The organism is Gemmatimonadaceae bacterium (assembly GCA_036003045.1).
Classification (GTDB): domain Bacteria; phylum Gemmatimonadota; class Gemmatimonadetes; order Gemmatimonadales; family Gemmatimonadaceae; genus JAQBQB01.
In genome coordinates this window covers 111985-133180 of record DASYSS010000028.1, presented here as the reverse complement: position 1 = coordinate 133180, position 21196 = coordinate 111985, and the positions used below count along the sequence as shown (strand labels likewise).

At 66.0% G+C, this 21196-nt stretch carries 17 protein-coding genes; 15 read left to right on the top strand and 2 right to left on the bottom strand.

The window, feature by feature from the left end:
* Both VGQ44_06605 and arfB read right to left on the bottom strand, forming a co-directional pair.
* Window positions 1-3174 (bottom strand): SusC/RagA family TonB-linked outer membrane protein, encoded by a 3174-nt coding sequence (locus VGQ44_06605; GenBank protein HEV8446469.1) that lies wholly within the window; start codon window positions 3172-3174, stop codon window positions 1-3.
* A 367-nt stretch (window positions 3175-3541) separates the two neighbouring features.
* Entirely contained in the window at window positions 3542-3973 is a 432-nt protein-coding gene (gene arfB / locus VGQ44_06600; protein HEV8446468.1) for an alternative ribosome rescue aminoacyl-tRNA hydrolase ArfB, read from the bottom strand.
* A 320-nt stretch (window positions 3974-4293) separates the two neighbouring features.
* Here arfB and VGQ44_06595 point away from each other — a divergent pair, with 320 nt between their 5' ends.
* The 15 genes from VGQ44_06595 (at window position 4294) to VGQ44_06525 (ending at window position 21148) form a co-directional block, all read left to right on the top strand.
* Window positions 4294-6006 (top strand): ATP-binding protein, encoded by a 1713-nt coding sequence (locus VGQ44_06595; GenBank protein HEV8446467.1) that lies wholly within the window; start codon window positions 4294-4296, stop codon window positions 6004-6006.
* Window positions 6003-7379 (top strand): sigma-54 dependent transcriptional regulator, encoded by a 1377-nt coding sequence (locus VGQ44_06590; GenBank protein ID HEV8446466.1) that lies wholly within the window; start codon window positions 6003-6005, stop codon window positions 7377-7379. Before VGQ44_06595 ends, VGQ44_06590 begins: the two co-directional genes overlap by 4 nt.
* A gap of 35 nt (window positions 7380-7414) precedes the next feature.
* On the top strand, window positions 7415-8140 hold the full coding sequence (locus VGQ44_06585) for a glycosyltransferase family 2 protein (GenBank protein HEV8446465.1): 726 nt from the start codon (window positions 7415-7417) through the stop codon (window positions 8138-8140).
* Entirely contained in the window at window positions 8137-9894 is a 1758-nt protein-coding gene (locus tag VGQ44_06580; protein ID HEV8446464.1) for a hypothetical protein, read from the top strand. Before VGQ44_06585 ends, VGQ44_06580 begins: the two co-directional genes overlap by 4 nt.
* 126 nt (window positions 9895-10020) lie before the next feature.
* A complete protein-coding gene (locus VGQ44_06575) occupies window positions 10021-10407 on the top strand; it encodes a prepilin-type N-terminal cleavage/methylation domain-containing protein (GenBank protein ID HEV8446463.1) in 387 nt (128 codons plus the stop codon).
* Window positions 10408-10491: 84 nt separating this feature from the next.
* A complete protein-coding gene (locus tag VGQ44_06570; protein HEV8446462.1) occupies window positions 10492-10857 on the top strand; it encodes a hypothetical protein in 366 nt (121 codons plus the stop codon).
* A 123-nt stretch (window positions 10858-10980) separates the two neighbouring features.
* Complete coding sequence (locus tag VGQ44_06565; protein ID HEV8446461.1) at window positions 10981-11346, top strand: hypothetical protein; 366 nt, start codon at window positions 10981-10983, stop codon at window positions 11344-11346.
* On the top strand, window positions 11340-12254 hold the full coding sequence (locus VGQ44_06560; protein ID HEV8446460.1) for a type II secretion system protein: 915 nt from the start codon (window positions 11340-11342) through the stop codon (window positions 12252-12254). Before VGQ44_06565 ends, VGQ44_06560 begins: the two co-directional genes overlap by 7 nt.
* On the top strand, window positions 12251-13204 hold the full coding sequence (locus VGQ44_06555; GenBank protein ID HEV8446459.1) for a hypothetical protein: 954 nt from the start codon (window positions 12251-12253) through the stop codon (window positions 13202-13204). Before VGQ44_06560 ends, VGQ44_06555 begins: the two co-directional genes overlap by 4 nt.
* A gap of 172 nt (window positions 13205-13376) precedes the next feature.
* On the top strand, window positions 13377-14417 hold the full coding sequence (pilM, locus tag VGQ44_06550) for a type IV pilus assembly protein PilM (protein HEV8446458.1): 1041 nt from the start codon (window positions 13377-13379) through the stop codon (window positions 14415-14417).
* Window positions 14414-15175: a PilN domain-containing protein gene (locus tag VGQ44_06545; protein ID HEV8446457.1), complete on the top strand. Its 762-nt coding sequence runs from the start codon at window positions 14414-14416 to the stop codon at window positions 15173-15175. The genes pilM and VGQ44_06545 overlap by 4 nt, the downstream gene beginning before the upstream one ends.
* Before the next feature lie 3 nt (window positions 15176-15178).
* Window positions 15179-15796, top strand: a complete 618-nt coding sequence (pilO, locus tag VGQ44_06540; GenBank protein ID HEV8446456.1) for a type 4a pilus biogenesis protein PilO — start codon at window positions 15179-15181, stop codon at window positions 15794-15796.
* On the top strand, window positions 15793-16413 hold the full coding sequence (locus VGQ44_06535) for a hypothetical protein (GenBank protein HEV8446455.1): 621 nt from the start codon (window positions 15793-15795) through the stop codon (window positions 16411-16413). The genes pilO and VGQ44_06535 overlap by 4 nt, the downstream gene beginning before the upstream one ends.
* Entirely contained in the window at window positions 16410-18566 is a 2157-nt protein-coding gene (locus VGQ44_06530; GenBank protein HEV8446454.1) for an AMIN domain-containing protein, read from the top strand. Before VGQ44_06535 ends, VGQ44_06530 begins: the two co-directional genes overlap by 4 nt.
* Window positions 18567-18589: 23 nt before the next feature.
* Window positions 18590-21148: a hypothetical protein gene (locus tag VGQ44_06525; GenBank protein ID HEV8446453.1), complete on the top strand. Its 2559-nt coding sequence runs from the start codon at window positions 18590-18592 to the stop codon at window positions 21146-21148.
* Window positions 21149-21196: the final 48 nt, after the last annotated feature.

Genomic DNA, 21196 nt, shown 5'->3' with positions numbered 1-21196 from the left:
TCAGAAGATGAGGTTGAGTCGGAACTGGAAAATCGTCGGCTGGGCGAACGTCTGGAATTCGCTCGGCGAATCGCCCCCGCCGGTCGCCGTGAAGTCGCTCTCCGGATCCGTCCCGCGGTATTTCGTCCACAAATGGAGGTTGCGAGCCGAGAACACGACGCTGCTGCCGTCGCGGGCGCGCGTCTTCGCGAGCAGCGCGTGCGGCAGTGTCCACGTGGCCGTCGCCTCGCGCCATTTCACGAAGGCGCCGGGCTGGTAGTAGCCGTCGAGCGATTTGAGCGGACTGTAAATCGCCGCCACGACCATGGCCTGATCCTGGAACGACGCGTTCGGGTTGAACAGGCCGCTGCAGTTCGGACGCGTGCAGCGGATGCGCTCCGTCTGGTTGTAATACGTGTTGCCGCCCCGCCAATCGAACAGGTTCGTGATGCGGAGCCGGCGGTTGAACAGATCGATGCCCGACGTCAACGTCGTCAGGTACCGAGGCTCGGCGTAGCCGCGGAAGATTCCCGGGCCGATGAAGATCCTCTTGCCCGTGACCGGATCGATTCCGCCGAAGAGCGAATCTGCTTCGACGTTCACCTCATCGACCGTCAGGATGCCGTCGTGGTTCTTGTCGTTCCAGCCGATGATCGGCTGCGCCCAGATGCCGCGGATGGGATAGCCCGCCACGATCCAGTTGGTGACGCCGATCTGCGGCGGCGTCGGACCGAGGCTGACGACCTTGTTCGCGTTGAGCGACGTGCCGATGTGGAAATCGATCCCGAGATTCCGACGATCGATCAGCTGCCCGCCGAGCGTCGCTTCCCAGCCGGCGTTCTTCACCGAGCCGAGGTTGGCGCGCTGGCTCGTCGCGCCGGAGCCGAGCGACGGCGCGATGATCGCGCTGATCAGCGCGTCCTTCGTCAATTTCGAGTAGTACGTCACGTCGAACTGCACCCGGTTGCCGAACAGGCGCGAATCGAAACCGGTCTCCCACTCGGTCGACCGCTCGGGACGCAGGCTGTCGTTGCCGATCTGGCTGAACGTCTCCGTCGGAGCGTCGGTCAACTTGATGCTCGCCGAGCCGGCGCTGAACGTGCGGAGCGCGTCGTTGGGACCGGGCTGCACGCCTGAGGCGCCGCGCGCGAGACGCAGATGCAGGCTGTTGACGTGGCTGAAGATGTTGCTGTGCGGGAAGAAATCCTCGTCGGAGATCTGCCACGACACGCTGAACTTCGGATAGAAGACGCGCTGGAATTTCGTGCCGAACGCGCTGTTCTGGTCGGAGCGGACGGCGCCCGTGAGGAAGAGGCGGTCGCGGATCGCGCCGGATTCCTCGATGAACGTGCCCCACGTCTTCTGAATCGTGAAGCCTTCACTGCTGCCCGGCGTGGAGCCCTGTCCCGCCGTGGTGGCGCCCGGCGGCAGGGTGGTGCCGTCGGCCTCGTTCTGGTCAAGACGCGAGTTGTTGTACTGCGTGCCGATCGTCGTCTTGAGCGCCAACCAATGGAACCGGGACGGGTTGTAATTCGCCGTCGCGCCGAGATCGGCGGACAGGTTCGTGATGTTCGTGCGTCCGTTGCCGGCGAATCCGTCGCGGTACGTCGCGGTGAGCGGCCAACCTTCGCCGTTCATGTGCAAGCGCGTGTCGACGCGGTCCGTGAAGTCCGAGCCGAAATTCGCGCGCGTCTGCAGCCAGCTGGTCGGACGCCAGTTGAGGTTCGCGGCGCCGATCATTCGATTCACGTTCTGCTGCAGCTGCTCCTGCCAGATGAGGCCCGGCGTGCCGGCGCGATAGCCGACGAGCGAATCGGCCAGGCCGCTCACGAGGCCGTTGTTGCGGTAGCCAGGGCCGCCGAAGGCCTGCGAGCCGATGCCGACCGTGTTGTTCGATTCGTTGCTCGTCAGCGCGGCGACGGTGTTGTAGCCGAAGCTCACGTCGGCGTCGAATTGCGGGGTGACCGCCGCGCTGATGTTCGCGCGGAAGCTGTTCAACAGACGGGAATTGGGTCGCATCTGCCACGAGTGAAGCGCGACGCCGAGCGAGTCGAAACGATGCTTCTCGTAGGGATCCAGCTGGAACACGCCGGTCTCGTCGTCGCGGCCGCCCGACAGGAAGTAGCGAATCACGTCGGTCCCGCCGGATACCTGCACGCCCTCGGCATTGCGATAGCCGTAGCCGAGCGGCGTGACGGTCGGATCGAGAATCGGGCTGTACTTGCGAAGGCTGTCGTAACCGTGGGTTCCGTCGCTCTTCACGCAGGTGCCGAGGGAAACCATCACGAGCGTGCATTGACCCGACAAGATGAGCTTCGCCTTCGTCGTCGGATTCATGCCGGCCAACGTGTAGTTGTAGTCGTAGTGGTTGCGGTCGTCGAGCATGCCGCCTTCGGCGTACGCGTTCCACTTGGGCGCTCCGCCACGGCCCTTCTTGGTCGTGATCATGATGACGCCGTTCGCCGCGTCCGTCCCGTACAGCGTCGCCGCCGACGGACCCTTCACGATCTCGATGTTCTCGATGTCTTCCGGGCTGATGTCGCCCAGCCGGCTGAAGTCGTTGCCGCCGTTGCCGAACGTCGTCGAGCCGTTGTTGCTGCTCATGCGGATGCCGTCGACGATGAAGATCGGCTCGTTCGACAGGCTCACGCTGCTGATGCCGCGCACGCGAATGCGCTGTCCCGATCCGGTCTGCGTGCCCTGTTGCACGAAAACGCCCGGGGCGCGGGCATTGAGCACGTCGGCGACGGTTCGGACCGGCGCCACTTCCGTGAGCTTGGAGATCGAGATGTTGTCGACCGCGTTGCCCACTTCCGCGCGGCGCTGTTCACCCGTCGCCGTGGTCACGACTTCGTCGAGTTGCACGATGCTGGTCGTCATCGCGAAGTCGAGCGTCGCCGTCTGCCCTTCGAGCACGCGCACGGACTTCTTCTGCTCTTGGTAGCCGACGTGCAGGACGCGCAGCTCGGCCGTGCCCTCGGGCACTTTAGTGATCTTGTATTTGCCGTCCGGGCCGGTCGTGGCGAACAGGCTCGTGCCGACCACGATCACGCGAGACTCGGGCAGCGGGATGCCGCCCGTCGAGGCGGTGACCGTTCCCGAAATGGAGCCCTGTGCGCTCGCGAGAGCGGGTGCCAAGAGCAGGAGTGGAACTGCGCTGGCCAACACGAACTGTCGTGACCTCGTCAATCTCATTGGAAGTGCCTCCCTGAACGGTGCCCAGCGGTGGGGACTACGACATGCGTGGCGCACATGGGCGCGGCGCACGACGACAGCGGCGGCGCCGAAACGGCGCCGCATGAGACACAGGTGGGGATGACGGGTGCGCGCGCGTATGAGCGCGCGCCGACGCGGGGGCGTGTCGGACCGCAGCGTGCAATACGTCGGTGGCAGGGGTGGGCCTGCGCCGCATCGTGCCTCCCCGGAGGTGGCCGGGTGTGGGACGGTTGCTTCACCAACTTGCGTGTGCCGCCTGTTCTCGGCGCGCCGCGCATGCGCGCGCGCCGAGACGACTGACTAACCGCCCGACATTATCCGGCGGTCACGTCGAATTGGTAAGAGGTCAGTCAGCGTCTGAGTGTCGCTCGCGCTTCAACTCTCCGCGACGCTTCTTCTGAGTGAGGCGTCGCTCGTTCGCGGCCTTCGGCCGTTTCGTTGGGCGACGACGCTTTGGGACGTGCAGCGCGTGACGCACCAACGCGGCAAGTCGCTCTTCGGCGGCTTGCTTGTTCTGCTGTTGGCTTCGTCGCGTGCCCGCGACCACGCGAATGCTGCCGGTCGAATCCAATCGAGACGCCAATCGAGTGCGTAGCCGAGCCCGCTGCTCTTCGGAGAGAACGCGCGACTGTTCGAGATTCCAAAGAAGCTCGATGCGGGTCGACGTCGTGTTCACATGCTGGCCACCCGGCCCGCTGGACCGGGATGCCCGGTACTCGAGTTCCGACCTGGGGACCGAAACGCCCGGAGCGATGTTCAAGAACCTCGAATCAGCCATAAGTCAGATGCCCTTGAAGGTCTGTTGAAGCCGCAGATGGAGCTTGGCTGGGACAGGTCCGTGAAAGCTTGGAGCCGTAAGTCGGCGAGTTGAAGCCGCAGACGGAGAGGTTGGGGTTGCGAGTCGTCGCCGGGAGCGGGTCGAGTTCAGAGGGCGGCGCCGGCATTCGTCGCCGGCGTGTCAACCCGAATGGATTCCCCGATGACGCCTGAAACGTGCCGCCGGGGGAATCGTCTCCTTGCCGGTAAGGGCGTGTGGCGGATTGCAACGGTGTGGGCGGCCGCCTCTCTCTCGCAGTTTGCGACCTCCCCCCCAACTCCGTGCGACTCACTCCCCGATCGTCCGATCCCGCACTCAAGGCGATCCTCGACCCGCGGCGGCTCCTCCGCTGGGTCCTCATCGGGCGGCTCTGTCTCGCGACCGCGATCTTCATCGCCGCGGTCACCAACTGGACGTCGGTAGACCGGAGCAAGACGCTCGTCGCGTCGCTGGCCTTCGCGATTTCGGCCATCGTCACCGTGGGTTCGGCCGGCTATGCGGAAATATATCGGAAGCGGTTCGGGCAGGCCTTCTTATATATGCAGGCGATATTCGACCTGCTGCTCGTCACGGCGGTCGTCCACCTGACCAACGGCACGGCCTCGCCGTTCGCCGCCCTCTACATCCTCGTCATCGCCACGGCGTCGCTGCTCGTTCCGGTGAGCGGCGGACTGATCATCGCGGCCCTCGGGATCGCGTTCTACTTCACCGACGTCGTCCTGATCCTGGATTCGCCGCTGAGCGACCCCGGCGTATGGCTCCAGCTCGCGGTCATCGCGCTGGTGACGCTTGGGATCCGGTATTTGAGCGCACGGCTCCGCGAAAGCGGTGAAGGGAAAGCGATGCTCGTCGCGGCGCTCGAGCAGACGCGGCTCCAAGCCGACGACATCCTCCGAAACATCCGCAGCGGCGTCATCACGGTGAACGCCGAAGGGCGGCTGCTGTTCGCCAACCCGACCGCCGAGCAACTGCTCGACGTCCCCCTCATCTCGAAACTCGGCCAGCCCGTCGTCGAATCGATCGAGAAGGCTTCCCCGGAATTGGCGACGGCAATCCAGCTCGCCGCGGAAACGAAGACGCGCACCACGCGCGGTGAAGGCGTCGTGACCACTGGATCCCGGCGCTTTCCCATCGGCGTCACGACCACGTACACGGAGCACGATCCCGAAGGCGGTCGACGAACGGCGACGGCGATTTTCCAGGACCTCTCCGACCAAAAGCGCATGGACGCTCTCCGCCTGCGCGCGGAGCGTCTCGAGGGCATCGCCGAGTTGAGCGCGTCGCTGGCGCACGAGATCAAGAATCCGCTCGCGTCGATCCGCAGCGCGGTGGAACAGATCGGGCGGATGCCCGCGGTCAACGAAGATCAGAAGACGCTCAGCAGCCTGGTCATGAAGGAGTCGGATCGTCTGTCGAGGCTCCTCTCGGAGTTTCTCGACTTCGCGCGCGTGCGCGTCGCCAAGACGAAGCCGATCGATCTCGCCGCGGTCGCGCGCGGCGCGGCGCGCCTCGCCGACACGCACCCCGACCGCGACACCAGCGTGCGGGTCACGTTCGAGGAGCCGGCCGCGGGCCGCATTTCGCTCGACGGTGACGAGGATCTTCTCCACCGGGCCGTTTTCAATCTGGCGCTCAACGCCGTGCAGGCGGCGCCCGCCAACACCGAAGTGCGCATCGAGGTCGCGCGCGGGCCGCTCGATCCGATTCCCGCCGGCATTCGGTTCGACTCCGAGCCGGTGTCGCTGCGCGTGACGGACGCAGGGCCGGGAATTCCGCCCGATGTCCGAGATAAAATGTTCGACCCGTTTTTCACTACGAAATCGAACGGCACGGGGCTCGGTCTCGCCGTCGTGCATCGCGCTATCGAGGCGCACCGCGGTCTCGTTCTCGTGGACAGCAATGCCCACGGCACGCGGTTCACCGTGATCCTTCCAAGCTCTCAGAACGGCCGCGGCTCGCACGATACGCCGCTCAACACAAGGAGTGTTTCGTGATCGACACGCCAAACCGGCCCACGGTCCTCGTCGTCGACGACGAGACGGGTATCCTGGATTCCCTCAACATTCTGCTGCGCAACGAAGGATTCGCGCCGTACACCGCGCACGGCGGAAAGGCGGGGCTCGATCGCATCGACGAGTTGGGGCCCGACATCGTCCTCACGGACATCCGCATGCCGAACATCGGCGGCGTCGAGATCCTCGCCGCGGCGCGTCAGTCGGACCCGGACACGCCTGTCATCCTCATGACGGCGCAAGCCACCTTGCAGTCGGCCATGCAAGCCGTGAACGAAGGCGCGTTCTACTACATCCAGAAGCCGTTCCGCAACGACGAGCTGGTCGCGATTCTGCGGCGAGCCGCCGAGCACCGAAAGCTCCGCGTCGAGAACAAGTCGCTCAAGCAGGCGATTCGCCGGGCCGAGCGAGGCGGCGACTCGCGCCCGGTCGGCACGAGCAAGCCGTGGCTCGAGGTGCTGCACCTCGTGGAAACCGTCGCGCCAACCGATTCGACGGTTCTCATTCAGGGAGAATCGGGAACCGGTAAGGAGGTCATCGCGCGCTACATCCACGACCTCTCCACGCGAACCGACGGTCCCTTCCTGTCGATCAACTGCGGCGCGCTTCCCGAGAGCCTGCTCGAGAGCGAATTGTTCGGTCATACGAAGGGATCGTTCACCGGCGCCATTCGCGACAAGATCGGTCTCTTCGGCGCGGCGACGAAAGGCACGTTCTTCCTCGACGAAATCGGCGAGACCACGCCGGCGACGCAGGTCAAGCTCCTGCGCGCGCTGCAGCATCGCGAGGTCATTCCGGTCGGCGCCACCGAGGCGGTGCCCGTCGACGCGCGCGTCGTCGCGGCGACGAATCGCGACCTCGACGAACAGATTCGCGCCGGACACTTCCGCAGCGACCTGTATTACCGGTTGAACGTCATCGCGCTGCATCTGCCGCCGCTGCGTCAGCGCGCGGAAGACATTCCGGTGTTGGCCGATCACTTCCTGCACCGCATCGCCGCCATGCGGAACTCCGAGCCGAAACGTCTGAACGACGCGGCGCGCGACGCACTGATGGTCTACAACTGGCCCGGCAACGTCCGCGAGCTCGAGAACGCCCTCGAGCGCGCCGTGATTCTGACCGAGGGGCCGGAGATCTCCATCGGCGCGCTGCCCGAGCGAGTCACGCAGCGGAGCGCCGAGCCGCTCGTGTCGTCGAAAACCCCCGAGAATCCGACACTCGAGGCGATCGAACGCGCCTACATCATGTGGGTGTTGCAGAGCGAGGCCGGCAACAAGTCGCGCGCCGCCGAGGTGCTCGGTATCGACCCGTCCACGTTGTACCGCAAGCTCTCGCGCTACGAGGTCGAGGCGTGAGCGATTTGCCGGCAGGTGGAGGGCCGAAGTCCAGGATGCGACAGCGCACGCCGCTCGATCCAGACGCGGTCACCTTGTCGGTGCTCGTTCCCGTGTACAACGAGCGCGACACGATCGACCTCATTTTGGATCAGGTGAACGCGACACCGATGCGCAAGGAGATCATCTGCGTCAACGACCGTTCAACGGACGGCACGGAGGATATCCTCGACCGCCTGTTGGCGCAGGGTCGTATCGACCGTCTGATTCATCAGCCGGAAAACCGTGGCAAGGGCGCGGCCATTCGCGAGGCGCTCTCGGCGAGCACGGGTGAGATCGTCATCGTGCAGGACGCGGATCTCGAGTACGACCCAGCCGACTGGCCCACGCTCCTCGATCCAATCATCGACGGCCGCGCCGACGCCTGTTTCGGCTCACGCTTCCTCGGCGGGCCGCACCGCGTGCTGTATTACTGGCACTCGGTCGGCAATCGCTGGCTCACGACGTACAGCAACATGCTGACGAATCTGAACCTCACCGACATGGAGACCTGCTACAAGGCGATGCGCGGCGACCTCGCGCGCTCGATCGCCCCGCAGCTCCGCGCGAACCGGTTCGGCTTCGAGCCCGAGATCACGGCGCGCCTCGCCCGCGCCGACGCGCGAATCTTCGAAGTGCCGATCAGCTACTCGGGCCGCACGTACGCCGAAGGCAAGAAGATCGGATGGAAGGACGGCATCGCCGCCTTCTGGCACATCACCAAGTTCAATCTCCTCTCATGAGAGGACTCGTTCGCCGCGCCGCGGCGCCGTCCGTCGCGCTGCTCGCGATCGCGTCGTCGGCGATCGGAATCTTCAACGGGTTCACCTACGACGACGTGTACGTCGTCGAGCAGAATCCGCTGATGAAGTATTTGCACGGCTGGTGGCACGTGTTCCGTCTGTCGTATTGGCCCAAGTCCGCGGGCGGCGACGGTTATCGTCCGCTCACGATTCTGGCCTTTCGCCTCGAGGCGGCGGTCGGACATCTGAATCCGATGGTCTTTCACGCGACGAACATCGCGCTGTACGCGCTCGCCGCGTGGCTCGTGTTCTCGATCGCTCGACGCCTGCTCCCGCTTTGGGCCGCGTGGCTCTGCGCGGCGCTCTTCGCCGTCCACCCGGTGCACGTCGAGGCCGTCGCCAACGTCGTCGGCCAGTCGGAGCTCTGGGTCGCGGTCGCGATTCTCGGCGCCACGGTGCTCTACGTGCGCGATCGCATGCAAGGGCCGCTGCGAACGTCGACCGCGCTCTGGATCCTCGCGCTGTACGGCGTCGCGTGCTTCGCCAAGGAGCACGGGATCGTGCTGCCTGCGATCCTCGTCGCCGCGGAGCTCACCATCGTTCCCGACTCGTCGATTTTGCTCGATCGCGCGCGGCGGATGCGGCCATTCTATCTCGGCATGGCCGCCGTCGCTCTCGGGTTCCTCGCCGCGCGCGGGATCGTTCTCGCCGACCACTCGCTGGGCGGCTTCGCACCCTTCACGCCGTTTTCCGTCCTTCACATCACGCCGACGCAACGCGTCCTGACCGCCGTGGGCGTGGTTCCTGAATGGTTGCGACTCTTCTTCTGGCCCGCTCGCCTCTCGGCGGACTACGGCCCGCCCGACGTCGACATCGCGCAGGGGCCGAGCCTCGTCCAGCTGCCGGGCCTTCTCCTCTTGATCGCAATCATTGCCGCCGCGCTTCTGCTGCGGCGACGCCAGCCCGTGATGTCGTTCGGCATCGCGTTCGTCTGCCTCGCGCTTCTGCCGTCGAGCAATTTCCTGTTGCCGGCGGGAATCGTCGTCGCCGAGCGTACGATGTTCCTCGCGAGCGCCGGAGCGATGTTCTTCGTCGGCGCGCTCGCGGTAGCGGCGCGAGAGCAGTTGTCGGCGTCGGAGTCGCGCGAGCGCGTGTGGACGTTCGCCGCGCCCGTGACCTGCGCGGCTCTTCTCGCGCTCGGCGGAAAACGAAGTTGGAGCCGCACGCGCGTTTGGCACGACAACGAAACGCTCTTCCGTCAGTCGGTCGTCGATTCGCCGCGTTCGTACCGCGCGTATTTCCTGCTCGGCACATGGGACGTGCATCACGAACGGAAACGACTCGGTGAATCGGAGCTCAGGCAAGGGATGCGTTTGTTCCCGTACGATCCGTACATGGCGTTCAATCTGGCGGAGGCCTACCGCGAAAACGGCATGTGCGCTGCCGCACTTCCGTTATACCGCTGGTCGCGAGAGATCGAGCCAAACGTGAACGGACGGACGGAATATGCCTGGTGCCTGATGAATCAGGGGCGATACGGGGAGTCGAAGGAGATGGCGCTCGATGCGATCCGCGCGGGCGGCCTGGTTTCTTTGTTGCACCAGATCATCACGTACGACGTGGCCGCGATGGCATGGGAGCGTAAACAGGATCCCACCGGGAATGCGCCGGTGACGGAGTTGGTGGCACCGCCTAGCAAACTGCCAGATACCGTGCAAAAGGCAGCAGGCAAAGCGGGGGACCAAACACCGTAGGTTCCTGGCAAGGCGTTGTCCTGAAATGACTTGCCGTTGGCAGAGGGGTTGGGTCCGCACGTTGCCATAATGCCCGCCGGGTTGTAGCAGGACGCTTCCCCTCACCTCCTTCTGGGAACCATCGACATGCTCAAAATGCGCAAGGGCTTTACCCTCATCGAACTTCTGATCGTCGTGGTCATCATCGGCATTCTTGCCGCGATCGCGATTCCGAAGTTCGCGAACACGAAGCAGAAGGCGTACATCACGGCGATGAAGTCTGACCTTCGTAACCTCGTGACGGCTGAGGAGGCGTACTTCGCCGACAGCTCGCAGTACACCGCGACGGTGGCCAACCTGAAGTTCCAGAGCACGAACCAGGTCTCGCAGCCGTCGATCACGGCGGGCACGGGCAACTGGTACGCGACGGTGACCCACTCGCAGATCGCGAGCCCGTTCAAGTGCGGCGTCGGCATCAACACGACGAACCCGGTTGTGACGGGCGCGTCCGAAGGCGAGCCGGCCTGCCAGTAAGGCTCTCCGCTATAAACGCTCTCGGATGAGCGTGGGGAGGCAACCCGGTGGCGCGAAAGCGCCACCGGGTTGTTGTTTTAGGGTATGCGTAAACTCTTCCTCTTCGCCGCCGCGGCCGTGCTCGTGGCGTGCGGCGACTCGCCTCTCGCGCCGGTGCAAACGGTCGACGGGTCATGGGCGGGGCAGGACAACGGCTTCTCTCTCTCGCTCGTGATGGTGCAGTCGGACACCATCGTCACCGGTTCCGCGCTCATCGCGAACGTCGCGGGCGCCAACCAGGGAACCCTCGCGGGCACGTTCGTCTACCCGACCCTTCACCTCACGCTCTCGTTCCCAGGCTTCGACGACGTGAAGTACGACGGCACGATGTCGCAGGCGGAGGCGAAGATCTTCGGGCACCTGAACGGATCGGGCATCAGCAACGCCGAGGTAGACGTCAGGAAGAAGTAGCCGGCGTCGGGTCGTCGCGCGGCCGTCGCACCGCGGCCCCCCTGCGCGCGCGCGCGTTCGTTCGATGCAGCCGGCATTGGGGCGGTGGTGGTCCGCGCAGAGGAAAGGCGTACGGTGTGCGCCATGTGCTCACCTTCCGGCCGCGCGCGCCGCGCGCGCCACGAGCTCGGGTTTACGCTGCTCGAGCTCGTCGTCGCGATTCTGCTCGTAGACGTCGCGATCCTCGCGGTCCTCCACACGCACGCGGTCGTCGTCCGAAACCGAAATGAGATGCGCGCTCGTTCGGCGGCGGTCGACGCCGCGACCGCGCGCGTCGAGCAAATCATTGCGTCGCCGTGCGTCGCGGCAGCTGGCTCGACCCTGATCCCCAGCTCCGCCGAGTTCTGGTCGTCGAGCGTCGACGCGACCACGCGTGAGATCAGCGACAGCATGGTGTTCGGCGTTTCGGCGCGGCACACCTTCGTGCTGCGGACTCGATCGCCGTGCTGACTCCGCGCAATGCCGGCGCGCGCCCGGGTCTGACGCTCGTGGAGCTGATGGTTGCCGTCACCGTGGCGGGCGTCGTCCTGTCGGTGCTGGCCGTCGCGGCCCTCCGGCAGCAGCGGTTTTTTCTCGCGCTGGTTGCCGACGCCGCGCTCACCGGGCAGCTTCGCGATGCCGCGTCGGTGTTGCCGACGGATCTTCGCGCAGCCGCCGTGGGCTCAGGCGACCTGCGCGAGGCCACTGACACATCGATCGAAGTTCGCGAAACCATCTCGAGCGGCGTCGTCTGCGACACGCTCGGGCAGGCGGTCGTTCTCGCGCCTGCGGCCGCGGGTGCCGCGACGTTCGCCGCCGTCAGCGCGACCATCGAGACCGGAGACGCGGCGTGGGTCTTCTCGCCTGACGATTCCGTTCCGACGTGGCGCGAGCACAAGGTGCTTGCCGTTGGTTCGACACACCCCGGGCAGTGCAGCGCCGGCGGACCGCGCCTCATAGGGGCAGCGCTCTCTGCGCCGCGCACAGCGTTGACGCTCGATTCGATCGGGCAACCGTGGACGTCCGTCGGCCGGCCGATTCGGGTGACGCGGCCGATCCGCTTCAGCCTCTACCGGGCGACGGACGGCAATTGGTACCTCGGCGCGCGCGACTGGAACAACGTGACTGCCAGGTTCAACGCGATTCAGCCGCTCGCCGGCCCGTTCCAATCCCCGGCGGCCGGCCCGCTTTTTCGCTGGGTCGATTCGACCGGCGCGGCGCTGGCGACGCCCGTGGTTCGACGCGACCAAGTGGCTCTAGCCCGGATCGTTCTTCGTGGACGGACGCGAGCTTCCGACCACGCCCTCGGCGCCGCGTGGACCAGCGGACCCCGCGGAGATTCGGCGTCGATCTCAGTCGCGGTGCGAAATCGGCCATGAACCGTCCGCGCCGGCGCGGGGTCGCGCTCGTCGGGGCGCTCGCGTTTCTGACGGTCTCGGGAATCGTCATCGCGGCGCTCGTCGCCTCGTCGCTCACCGCGGAGCGCGCGATGCGGCTGGGCCGAAGCGGCGAGATGGCGATCGTCAGCGCTGAATACGCGGCGTCGTCCATTCTTGCCGACGCGTCGGCACTTCAACTGGCCAAGCTCTCTCTGGGCGTCGCTCGACGGTTTGACGTGGCAGTCGCGCAGACGTCGCAAGTCCATGTGGAGGTCGAGGTTACGCGCCTGCCGCGAGGAGTGCTCTGGTTCGTGGCCTACGCGGCACTGCCGGGGCTCGACTCGGGCGAGCGCCGAGTCAACCTGGTCGCTCGGTTTCCCGACGTCGGCCCGTTGCCGCTCGCGGCGATCGAGTCTCGCGGCGACGTCTCGCTGGCCACCGACGTCGCGATCAGCACGGACACGTCGGGCGACGCCGAGTGCGCGGCGCGCACCAGTTCCCCCGACGTGGTGACGCCGGCCGGCGCGTCCGTCGTGGCCGGAGCGGGAATCAGGGCGGAAACGAGAAGCGCCGCGGCCGACTCGGATTCGTATTTACTAAAATCGTGGCAGCGGCCGATACTCGCCTCGGGCTCGGGTGTCGTCCACGCAGTCGGCGACACCACGATCACCGGCGGGACCTTCGACGGAATTCTGCTCGTCGACGGCGCGCTGACGATCACGGGCCCGCTCGCCGTGACGGGAATCGTAGTCGCGACGGGCCCGATCCGAACATCGGGCGGACGATTGAGCCTCACCGGCGCCTTGCTGTCGGCGTACAGCGGACCGGGGCGCGCGATCGATCTCGCCGCATCGTCGTTGCGCTTCGCTCCGTGCGTCGCGGCGACGGTTTTACGCGCTTCCGCGACGCCGCGAAAAGTGCGAGATCGCGCATGGTCAGAACTCTATTAAAAAGTGCCATAAATCGTGTGACAGTCATCACTTCCACCGCCGACTGTTACCTCAATACAGGTGGGTCGTGTTCGGTGGGACGGTACTGCTGTGGCCGATAACGGCCGCGCTCCGGATAACCGTGGACAACCGGGCGTACCGCTGAACTGAGTCCACTGATTCACGTCTACTCATGGCTCTCCTGGGTCGAAAGAAACAAACCGTGGGTCTCGACATCGGATCGGGACTCGTGAAGGTCGCCGTCGTCGATCACTCGAAGCGCGAGCCCGAGCTCGTGCGCGTGACGGTGACGCCGCTCCTCGCCGACGCGATCGTCGAGGGCGAGGTCATGGACCCCGGCATCGTCGCCGAGGCCGTGCGGTCGGCCCTGGCCAGCGCCGGTGTCAAGTCGACCGCGGTCGTGACCGCGGTCGGCGGGCGCGACGTGATCATCAAGAAAATCCAAATCGAGCGCGTGAAAGAGAAGCAGGCGCGCGAGCTGATGCGTTGGGAAGCCGAACAGCACGTGCCGTTCGACATGGAGTCGGTGGAGCTGGACTTCCAGATCCTGGATCCGGACGCCGACGGCCTCGAGATGAGCGTGTTGCTCGTCGCGGCCAAGCGCGAGCTGATCGAATCGAAGGCCCGCATCCTCGCCGACGCCGGCCTCGAGCCCGCGATGATGGACGTCGAGGCCTTCGCGCTTCACAACGCGTTCGAGATGAACCATCCCGACGCGATGACCGGTGTCGTGGGCCTGGTCAACATCGGCCACGATGTCACGAACATCAACATTCTCGACGAGGGCGTGCCGCTGCTCACGCGCGACCTCGCGGTCGGCACCCGCCGCATTCGCGAGGATCTACAGCGCGAGCGCGGGCTCGGCGTCGAGGAGGCGCAGGCGCTGCTCCAGGGATACGACCGGTCGTCGCATCTCGACGCGGTGCTCGCCGGCCGCGGCGAAGAGATCGCCGTCGGCATCGAGCGCGCGGCCGCGTTCCTCGCTCAGAACTCTCGCGCCGGCAACATGCGCGCGATCTACACGTGCGGCGGCGGGGCTCGCATTCCGGGGCTCAACGACACGCTCGCCAATCGGCTGCACATCACCGTTCGGCAGGCCAACCCCCTCGCCAACCTCAAGGTTCGCGACGGTGCGCTCGAGGATTTGGTGACTGACGAGATCGCGCCGTTGCTCATGATGCCCATCGGGCTGGCGCTACGGAAGGTCGCATGATTCACATCAATCTGCTCCCGGGCGCGAACAAGAAGACGACGAGTCGGCAGAGCGTCGACTTGTCGGCGTTCCGCTCCAACTTCGCGGGAATGTTCAGAGACCGGTTCCTCATCGGAGCCGGGTTGGCCGTGGTGCTCAGCTTGGGCGCCGTCGGCTACCTGTACTTCACGCAGTCGCAGCGCACGGCCGAGCTCGAGGCGCACCGCGATCAGGCGGTCAGCGACTCGACGAAGTATGCCAACATGCTCAAGGACCGGTGGCACGCCGAGGCGGTGCGCGACACGTTGCTCCGCCAGGTGAACATCATCAGGAGCCTCGACGAAGACCGCTTCGTCTGGGCGCACGTGATGGACGAAGTGAGCCGCGCGCTGCCGCAGTACACGTGGCTCACCACCGTCTCGTTCACCGGCACGCCGCAGGGATCGGTCAACGTCGTGGCGTCGCCCACGACGAAGGTCGACACGTCCGCGGCGGCGAAAAAGAAGAGCGCCGGCAAGATGCCCAAGCGTCTCGAGACGGACATTCCGCGCGACCCGATCGGGGTGCGCGTGTCTGGACACACGGTGGACATCCAGGCGTTGACGCGCTTCATGAAGGACCTCGAAGCGTCGCCGTTCCTGACGAACGTCCAACTCGACCGGTCCGAGCTCGCGCTCGAGATGAACAAGGAAGTCACGCAGTTCCAGCTGACGATCGGCTACAACCGGCCTGACTCGACCGCGATCCGCCGTGTGCCGCTCGCCCTGTCGGTGAGGTAGCCAATGCCAATCATTCCCGAGAATCCGCGTAGCCGCAACCTGTTGGCTGTCGCCATCGTGGTGGTCGGCCTCGCCGCCGTCTACCAGCAACTGGTGTGGACGCCGCAAAACGCCGAGAACACGCTGCTGGCCGCCCGGCTCGACACGCTCGACTCGTTGAACCGCATCGTGAAGCTCGAGGCCGCGAAGGGCAATGCGGCCAAGATGCGACGCGAGGCCGACGAGTACGGCCGCCAGCTCAACGTCCTGCGCCGGCTCGTGCCGACGGAGAACGAAGTGCCCGCGTTGCTCGAGTCGATCTCGTCGGCGGCGCGCCGCGCCGGTCTCGAGTTCTCCGACGTGCAGCCCGACGGTGTAGTGAACGGCGATCAGTTCGATACTTACAAATACAAGCTCGCGGTGACCGGCTCGTACCATCAGGTCGCCGAATTCATCGCGAACATCGGCTCGCTGCCCCGCATCGTGGCGCCGATCAACGTCGACTTGAAGCCGTCGAACCGCAACAACCCGGACCGCCGGCCGAAGAAGAACGAGCAGTTCCTGGACGTGCACTTCGGAATTCAAACGTACGTCGCGCGCCCGCTTCCCACCGCGCCCGCTGGCAAGGCAGGTATGCCATGATACGTCTCCCGTCATTTCTCGTTGCGTCCGTGATCGCCGCCGGCTTCGCGTCGGCGTCGAACGCGCAGTCGATGCCTGGTACCGCCGCGAAGGCCGCGGCGCACAGGGCCGCCGACGCGACGACCGCACACATCGAGGCGGAGCAGCGGCCGGATGGACCTTCGCGTCCGACGGCCGTGGTCTCCACCGTGTCGAACGGCGAGGTTCGCCGCGACACCGTGAAGTCGCTGGGCAAAAAGGCGGGACTGGCCGTCGGCACCAAGTCCGACACCGCGGCCCTGCCGTCCACGATCATGCGCGAGGAATACGCGTACAGCCGCGACGGCCGCCGCGATCCGTTCTACTCGCTGCTCGCGACGAGCGAGCTGCGCCCGACGATCGGCGATCTGCGCCTCACCGGCATCCTGTTCGACCGCGCCGGTAAGCGCTCGGTCGCTACCCTCCGCGACGTTTCGGCGAACAACGTCCAGTACCGCGTGTTCGTCGGTTCCACCCTCGGCCGCATGCGCGTCGCAGCCATTCGCATGAAGGCCGTGATTTTCACGATCGATGAATTCGGCACGTCTCGCCAGGATTCTCTGTTCCTCGGCGATTCCACCAGAATGAGGGCCAAATGATTTCGCACCGGACTCTGGCTACGGCGATGTTCGTCGCGGCCGGCGTGGTAGGCGGCAACGCCGTCGCCTCGTCGACTCTGCGGGGCACGTCGCTCCCACCCAACGATGCGAAGGTGACCGCGCTGAGCGTGGTTCCCGACGCGGCGACCTCCGCCGGAGGCGCGCGCGCTGACGTCGTCATTCGCGTCGACGGTGCGATCTCCCTGAAGCACTTCACGATGTCGAAGCCGGACAAGATCGTCGTCGACCTGGCCGGCGCCTCGCTCGGCGTTCCGGCCGGCGATTCCTACGACGGCGTCGCGCGCGGCGGTATCACGCGCGTCCGCTACTCGCAATTCACGAAGTCGACGGTCCGCGTCGTGCTCACGCTCGACGCGCCGCACACCTACAACGTCGTGCAGAAGGACGGCGAGGTGCGCGTGAGCGTCGACGGCGCGCGGGGCAAGTTCGATCCGTGGTCCATCGGTCAGGGCGCGGCAAAGGTGCGCCACGAGGCGACGGTCAGCGATGTCGCTCCGGTTCCGGTCGCGATGGCGCCGGCGCCGAAAGCGCAGCCCGCGATGGCGCCCGTCGCGAAGCCGCAGCCCGAAATGATTTCTGCTCCGAGGCCGCAAGTCGTCGCGGCCGAGCCGGTCACGCTGCCGGCGCGACCGGAATCGCTGCTCGCGACCGAGCACAACGTGTCGCCGATGCACCCCGAGACTCCGTCGGCCCGCCTCGCGTTCCGCCAGGCGGACAACAACACCGGATCGACGGCGAAGCCGCAGCAGTCGCAGGAACCGCGCATCAACGTCAATTGGGAAAACGCGCCGATCAGCGATGTCATCGGCGTGTTCGCCTCGTTCACGGGGCGCACGATTCTTCCCGCCAAGAACGTCACCGGTTTCGTCACCGCGAACATCACGAACCTTCCGTGGGACGTGGCGCTCAAGGAAGTCATGAACGCCAACGGCTACGACGTCTCGATCAATCCTGACGGCGTCATCGTCATCGACACCTATCAGAACATCGCCGCGCGCGCCGCGACGATCCCGCTCCGCAACCGTACGATCCGCCTCAACTACGCGCGGGCCCGTGCGGTCGCGCCGATGGTCGCCGAGCGGTTGACCCGCGCGTGCCCGATCATTCCCGACGGCACGCAGGCGGCCGCGCCGCTCGCCAAGCCGGGCGCGAATCCGGCTGAAGCCGCGCCGGCGCCGCAGGTCGGCGTCGTCATGAGCTTCACCTGCCCGGTGCGCGGCACGGTCACCGGCGACACGATCACCAACAGCATCACGATCACCGACATTCCGAGCGCGCTCCCGGATCTCGAGGAGTACGCCCGCAGCCTCGACCTGCGCCAGCCGCAGGTGAACATCAAGGCGAAGATCATTCTCGTCGACCGCACGACGCTCGAGGGCCTGGGCCTTCGTTACGACCTCGGCACGCAGCAGCAGTTCTTCAACGACATCGTGCCGCGCCTCGACTCGACCGGCAAGCCGCGCATCGACCCGGGCCAGATCCTGCTCGGCGGCAACACCGTGTCGGCGATCGCGAACGCGACCGCCCGCATCCCGAGCGCCGCGCTGCAGCTCGTCTATTCGACGGCGATGGGCAACTACAACTTCACGACCTTCCTCGAGGCGCTGCAGTCGAACACACTCCTCGACGTGCAGGCCGAGCCGAGCGCGACGGTCCTCAACAACCGCACGGCGAACCTCACAGCCGGTACGGAGGTTCCGATCCGCGTCATCGACGTCGCCGCCGGGGGCAACCAGACGGGCAACTTCCCTCGCGCCACGGTCCAGTTCCGGCAGACCGGCGTGATTCTCACGGTGACCCCCCAGATCACGGCGAACCACCAGATCCAGATGCGCGTTCACGTCGAGAACTCGGACGTGCAGTTCCAGTCCAACGACGTCGGCGCGGTGTTCCCGAAACAGAGTGTCGACAACGAAGTGCTCGTCGCCGACGGTGAGACGACGGTCATGGGCGGCCTCACGCAGACCAGTGTGAGCGTCAGCAAGACCGGCCTTCCCGTCCTCGTCGATCTGCCGATCATCGGCCGCCTCTTCGGCGTGACCAACCGGTCGGAAACGAAGCGTGATCTGCTCATCCTCATCACGCCCCACATCATCGATGACGGGCAGTCGCCCGACTCGAGCCGCCACTAGCCGAGCCCGGGGACTCTCCTGAAATGAACAGAGCAACTTTGGCCCGGCTGGCCGGGCTCGCCGCAGGTGTAGTCATCGTCGCGAGCTGCGACACGACGGCTCCCGGAGCCGGCGTCAGCGTAGCGCCGAACGGCAACGGTACGGGTACGAATTCGTCCGGCTCGAGCAGCAGCGGTAACGGGCCTTCGATCACGATCGACTCTCCGACGGTTGGAACGTTGATCAACGTCGGCGACTCGGTCTTCGTGCGCGTCCACCTACACAGCGAAAAGGGGCTGAAGTCCGCCTCGATGCAGGGCTTCACGGCGAAAGGCAGCGTCGACCTCGGCACGTTCACGCTGACGTCGCGCTACGGGTTGCTCACGGTTCCGAACGGTGGTGCGTTCCGCACCGGATTGAAGGACACGACGGTCCGCCGCTACCTCAAGCAGTCGAACCCCGCCGATACGACCGTCGATAGCCTCGTCGTCGTCATCGGCGCGACCGACGCCGCGGGCGCGGCCGATACGGCCATGCGCTCCGTGTTCATCGTCGCCGGTCCCAACGTTACGATCGTCGCGCCGAACAACGGCGACAGTATTCCGGCCGGCGTCGGCCTCAGCGTCTCGGCCCGCGCGCAGAGCGGCAACGGCGTCGGACGCATCGACATTCGCGTGCAGGGCGAATCGAACTGGCCGACGAAGCTCGACACGACGATCTCGCAAGTCTTCTCGAACAATCCGCGCGACGTCACGTTCTCGTCGACGGCGCGCATTCCGTCCAACGCTCCGATCCGCGGCAGGATCACGGTCTCCGCGACGTCGCTCGACGGCAACCGACAGCCGGGCTCCGGACCGCCGGTGGTCGCGTTCGTTCGCTCGGCGAACAGCGCGCAGCCGCGCGTCACGCAGGTCGTGCCGGCGAAGATCGAGGCCAGCGACTCGGTGACGGTGAATGCCACGGGCGACGCCATCACGCTGCTCGGCGTCATCGTGCGCGATTCCGCCGGCAACACGTTGCAGACGGATTCGCTCACGCTGTCGGCGCCGTTCAACGCGAACGCGAAGGGTAGCGTCGCGCTCAACCTGCCGCGCTCGCTGCAGGGCCAGCGCCTCGGCATCACGTCGTTCGCGGTCGATCAGGCGGGGCGTGTCGGCTACGCCGTACCGGTCAGCCGCGCGTCGGCCGAGGGCAACATCGCTACCGCGCTGATGGACACGACGTTGCTCGTCTACGGCCACACGTACGCGCTGCCTCAGCAGGGCACGATCGGCGACATCACGGTCGACGCCGCCCGGGGCAACGTCTTCTTGTCGAACACGAACTTCAACCAGCTCAACGTCTGGCAGACCTCGGCGACCGGCAAGGGCTTCTCGTCCGCGCCAATCGCCGTCGGTTCGCTGCCGTGGGGCATGGTGATATCGAACAATCCGGACACGCTGCTCGTCGCGAACTCCGGCGGAACGAACATCAGCCGCGTGTACATCGGTTCGACGGTGGCGTCCAACATGCGCGAGGACCTCGCGCACCGCATCCTCACGCGCAACACATACCTGTACAACATCAGCGTCACGCGCGACGCGCTGACCGGCAAGATTCGCCTGACCGCGAATGGTCCAATCAGCTACTCGGACCGCCCGCAGTACATCGCGCAGGCCAAGACCGGGCGCATCTACTACTCGACGCGTCCGACGCCAACGAACCCCGCGGGAACGCTCCGCTGGCTGGATCCGTCGCTCCCGGTTCCCGATCCGCGCCAAATCTGGCAGTATGGCAAGACGCCGGAATCGACCGTCGAGCAGTATGTGCTCATGAACGTGGACTCCATCGCCATTCTGCAGGCGCTGCCGAACGACACGGCGTCCGACAAGCTGACCGTCTGGGACCATCCGTATGGCCAATTGGCGGGCTCGATCGCCGTCCAGAACGCCGACCCGGTGCTCGCCGTGGCGGCGGCCGTCGCCGGCGGCAGCGACGCCGAGTTGATTTCGCATCTCGACGTGGGCTCGCTCGCGCTCCAGGACACGAACTTCGTCGCGGCCTCGGGCAACAAGCAGTGGATCGCATTCGGTGAAGGCCATACGGGGGGCGCGGGACGCGTCGTGATGGTGGCGGACAGCGCCGGCCTGGTGCCCAACTTCTTCTCGCCGGAGGTCACGATTTCGGATCTCACGGACAACGCGTCCGAGCAGAACTTCGGCATCGCGCTCGACAAGACCGGCCTCACGGTCGCGTCGCACGGTCTGCAGTCGTACTTCGCGATGGTCAGCAACCCGTTCCACCTCAGACTGCAAGGCAAGTATGACTCGTTCGATGACGGCGCCGGCATCGCGTTCCATCCAGGCGCGAACGGCGTGCTCACGCCCCAGGATCAGCGGCTGGCGTTCATCGGCTCGGCGAGCGGCAACATCGAAGTGGTGGACATCGCCTACTACATCCGTCGCGCGCGGCTACAGCTGAAGAACTCGATCTATGGGCCGCTCCGCGTCTCGCTGCCGATGCCGGGCGATCCGCCGGACGTGATTCTCAAGGTCTTCGCGATCAGCCAGCAAGGTCTCGTGGTGGTCGACTTGACGACCGCCGACATCAAGCCGGGTCCGTAAGGAAAAATTGAGTGGCCGCGCTCCGCGCGGCCACGCGGGAGGAAGGTA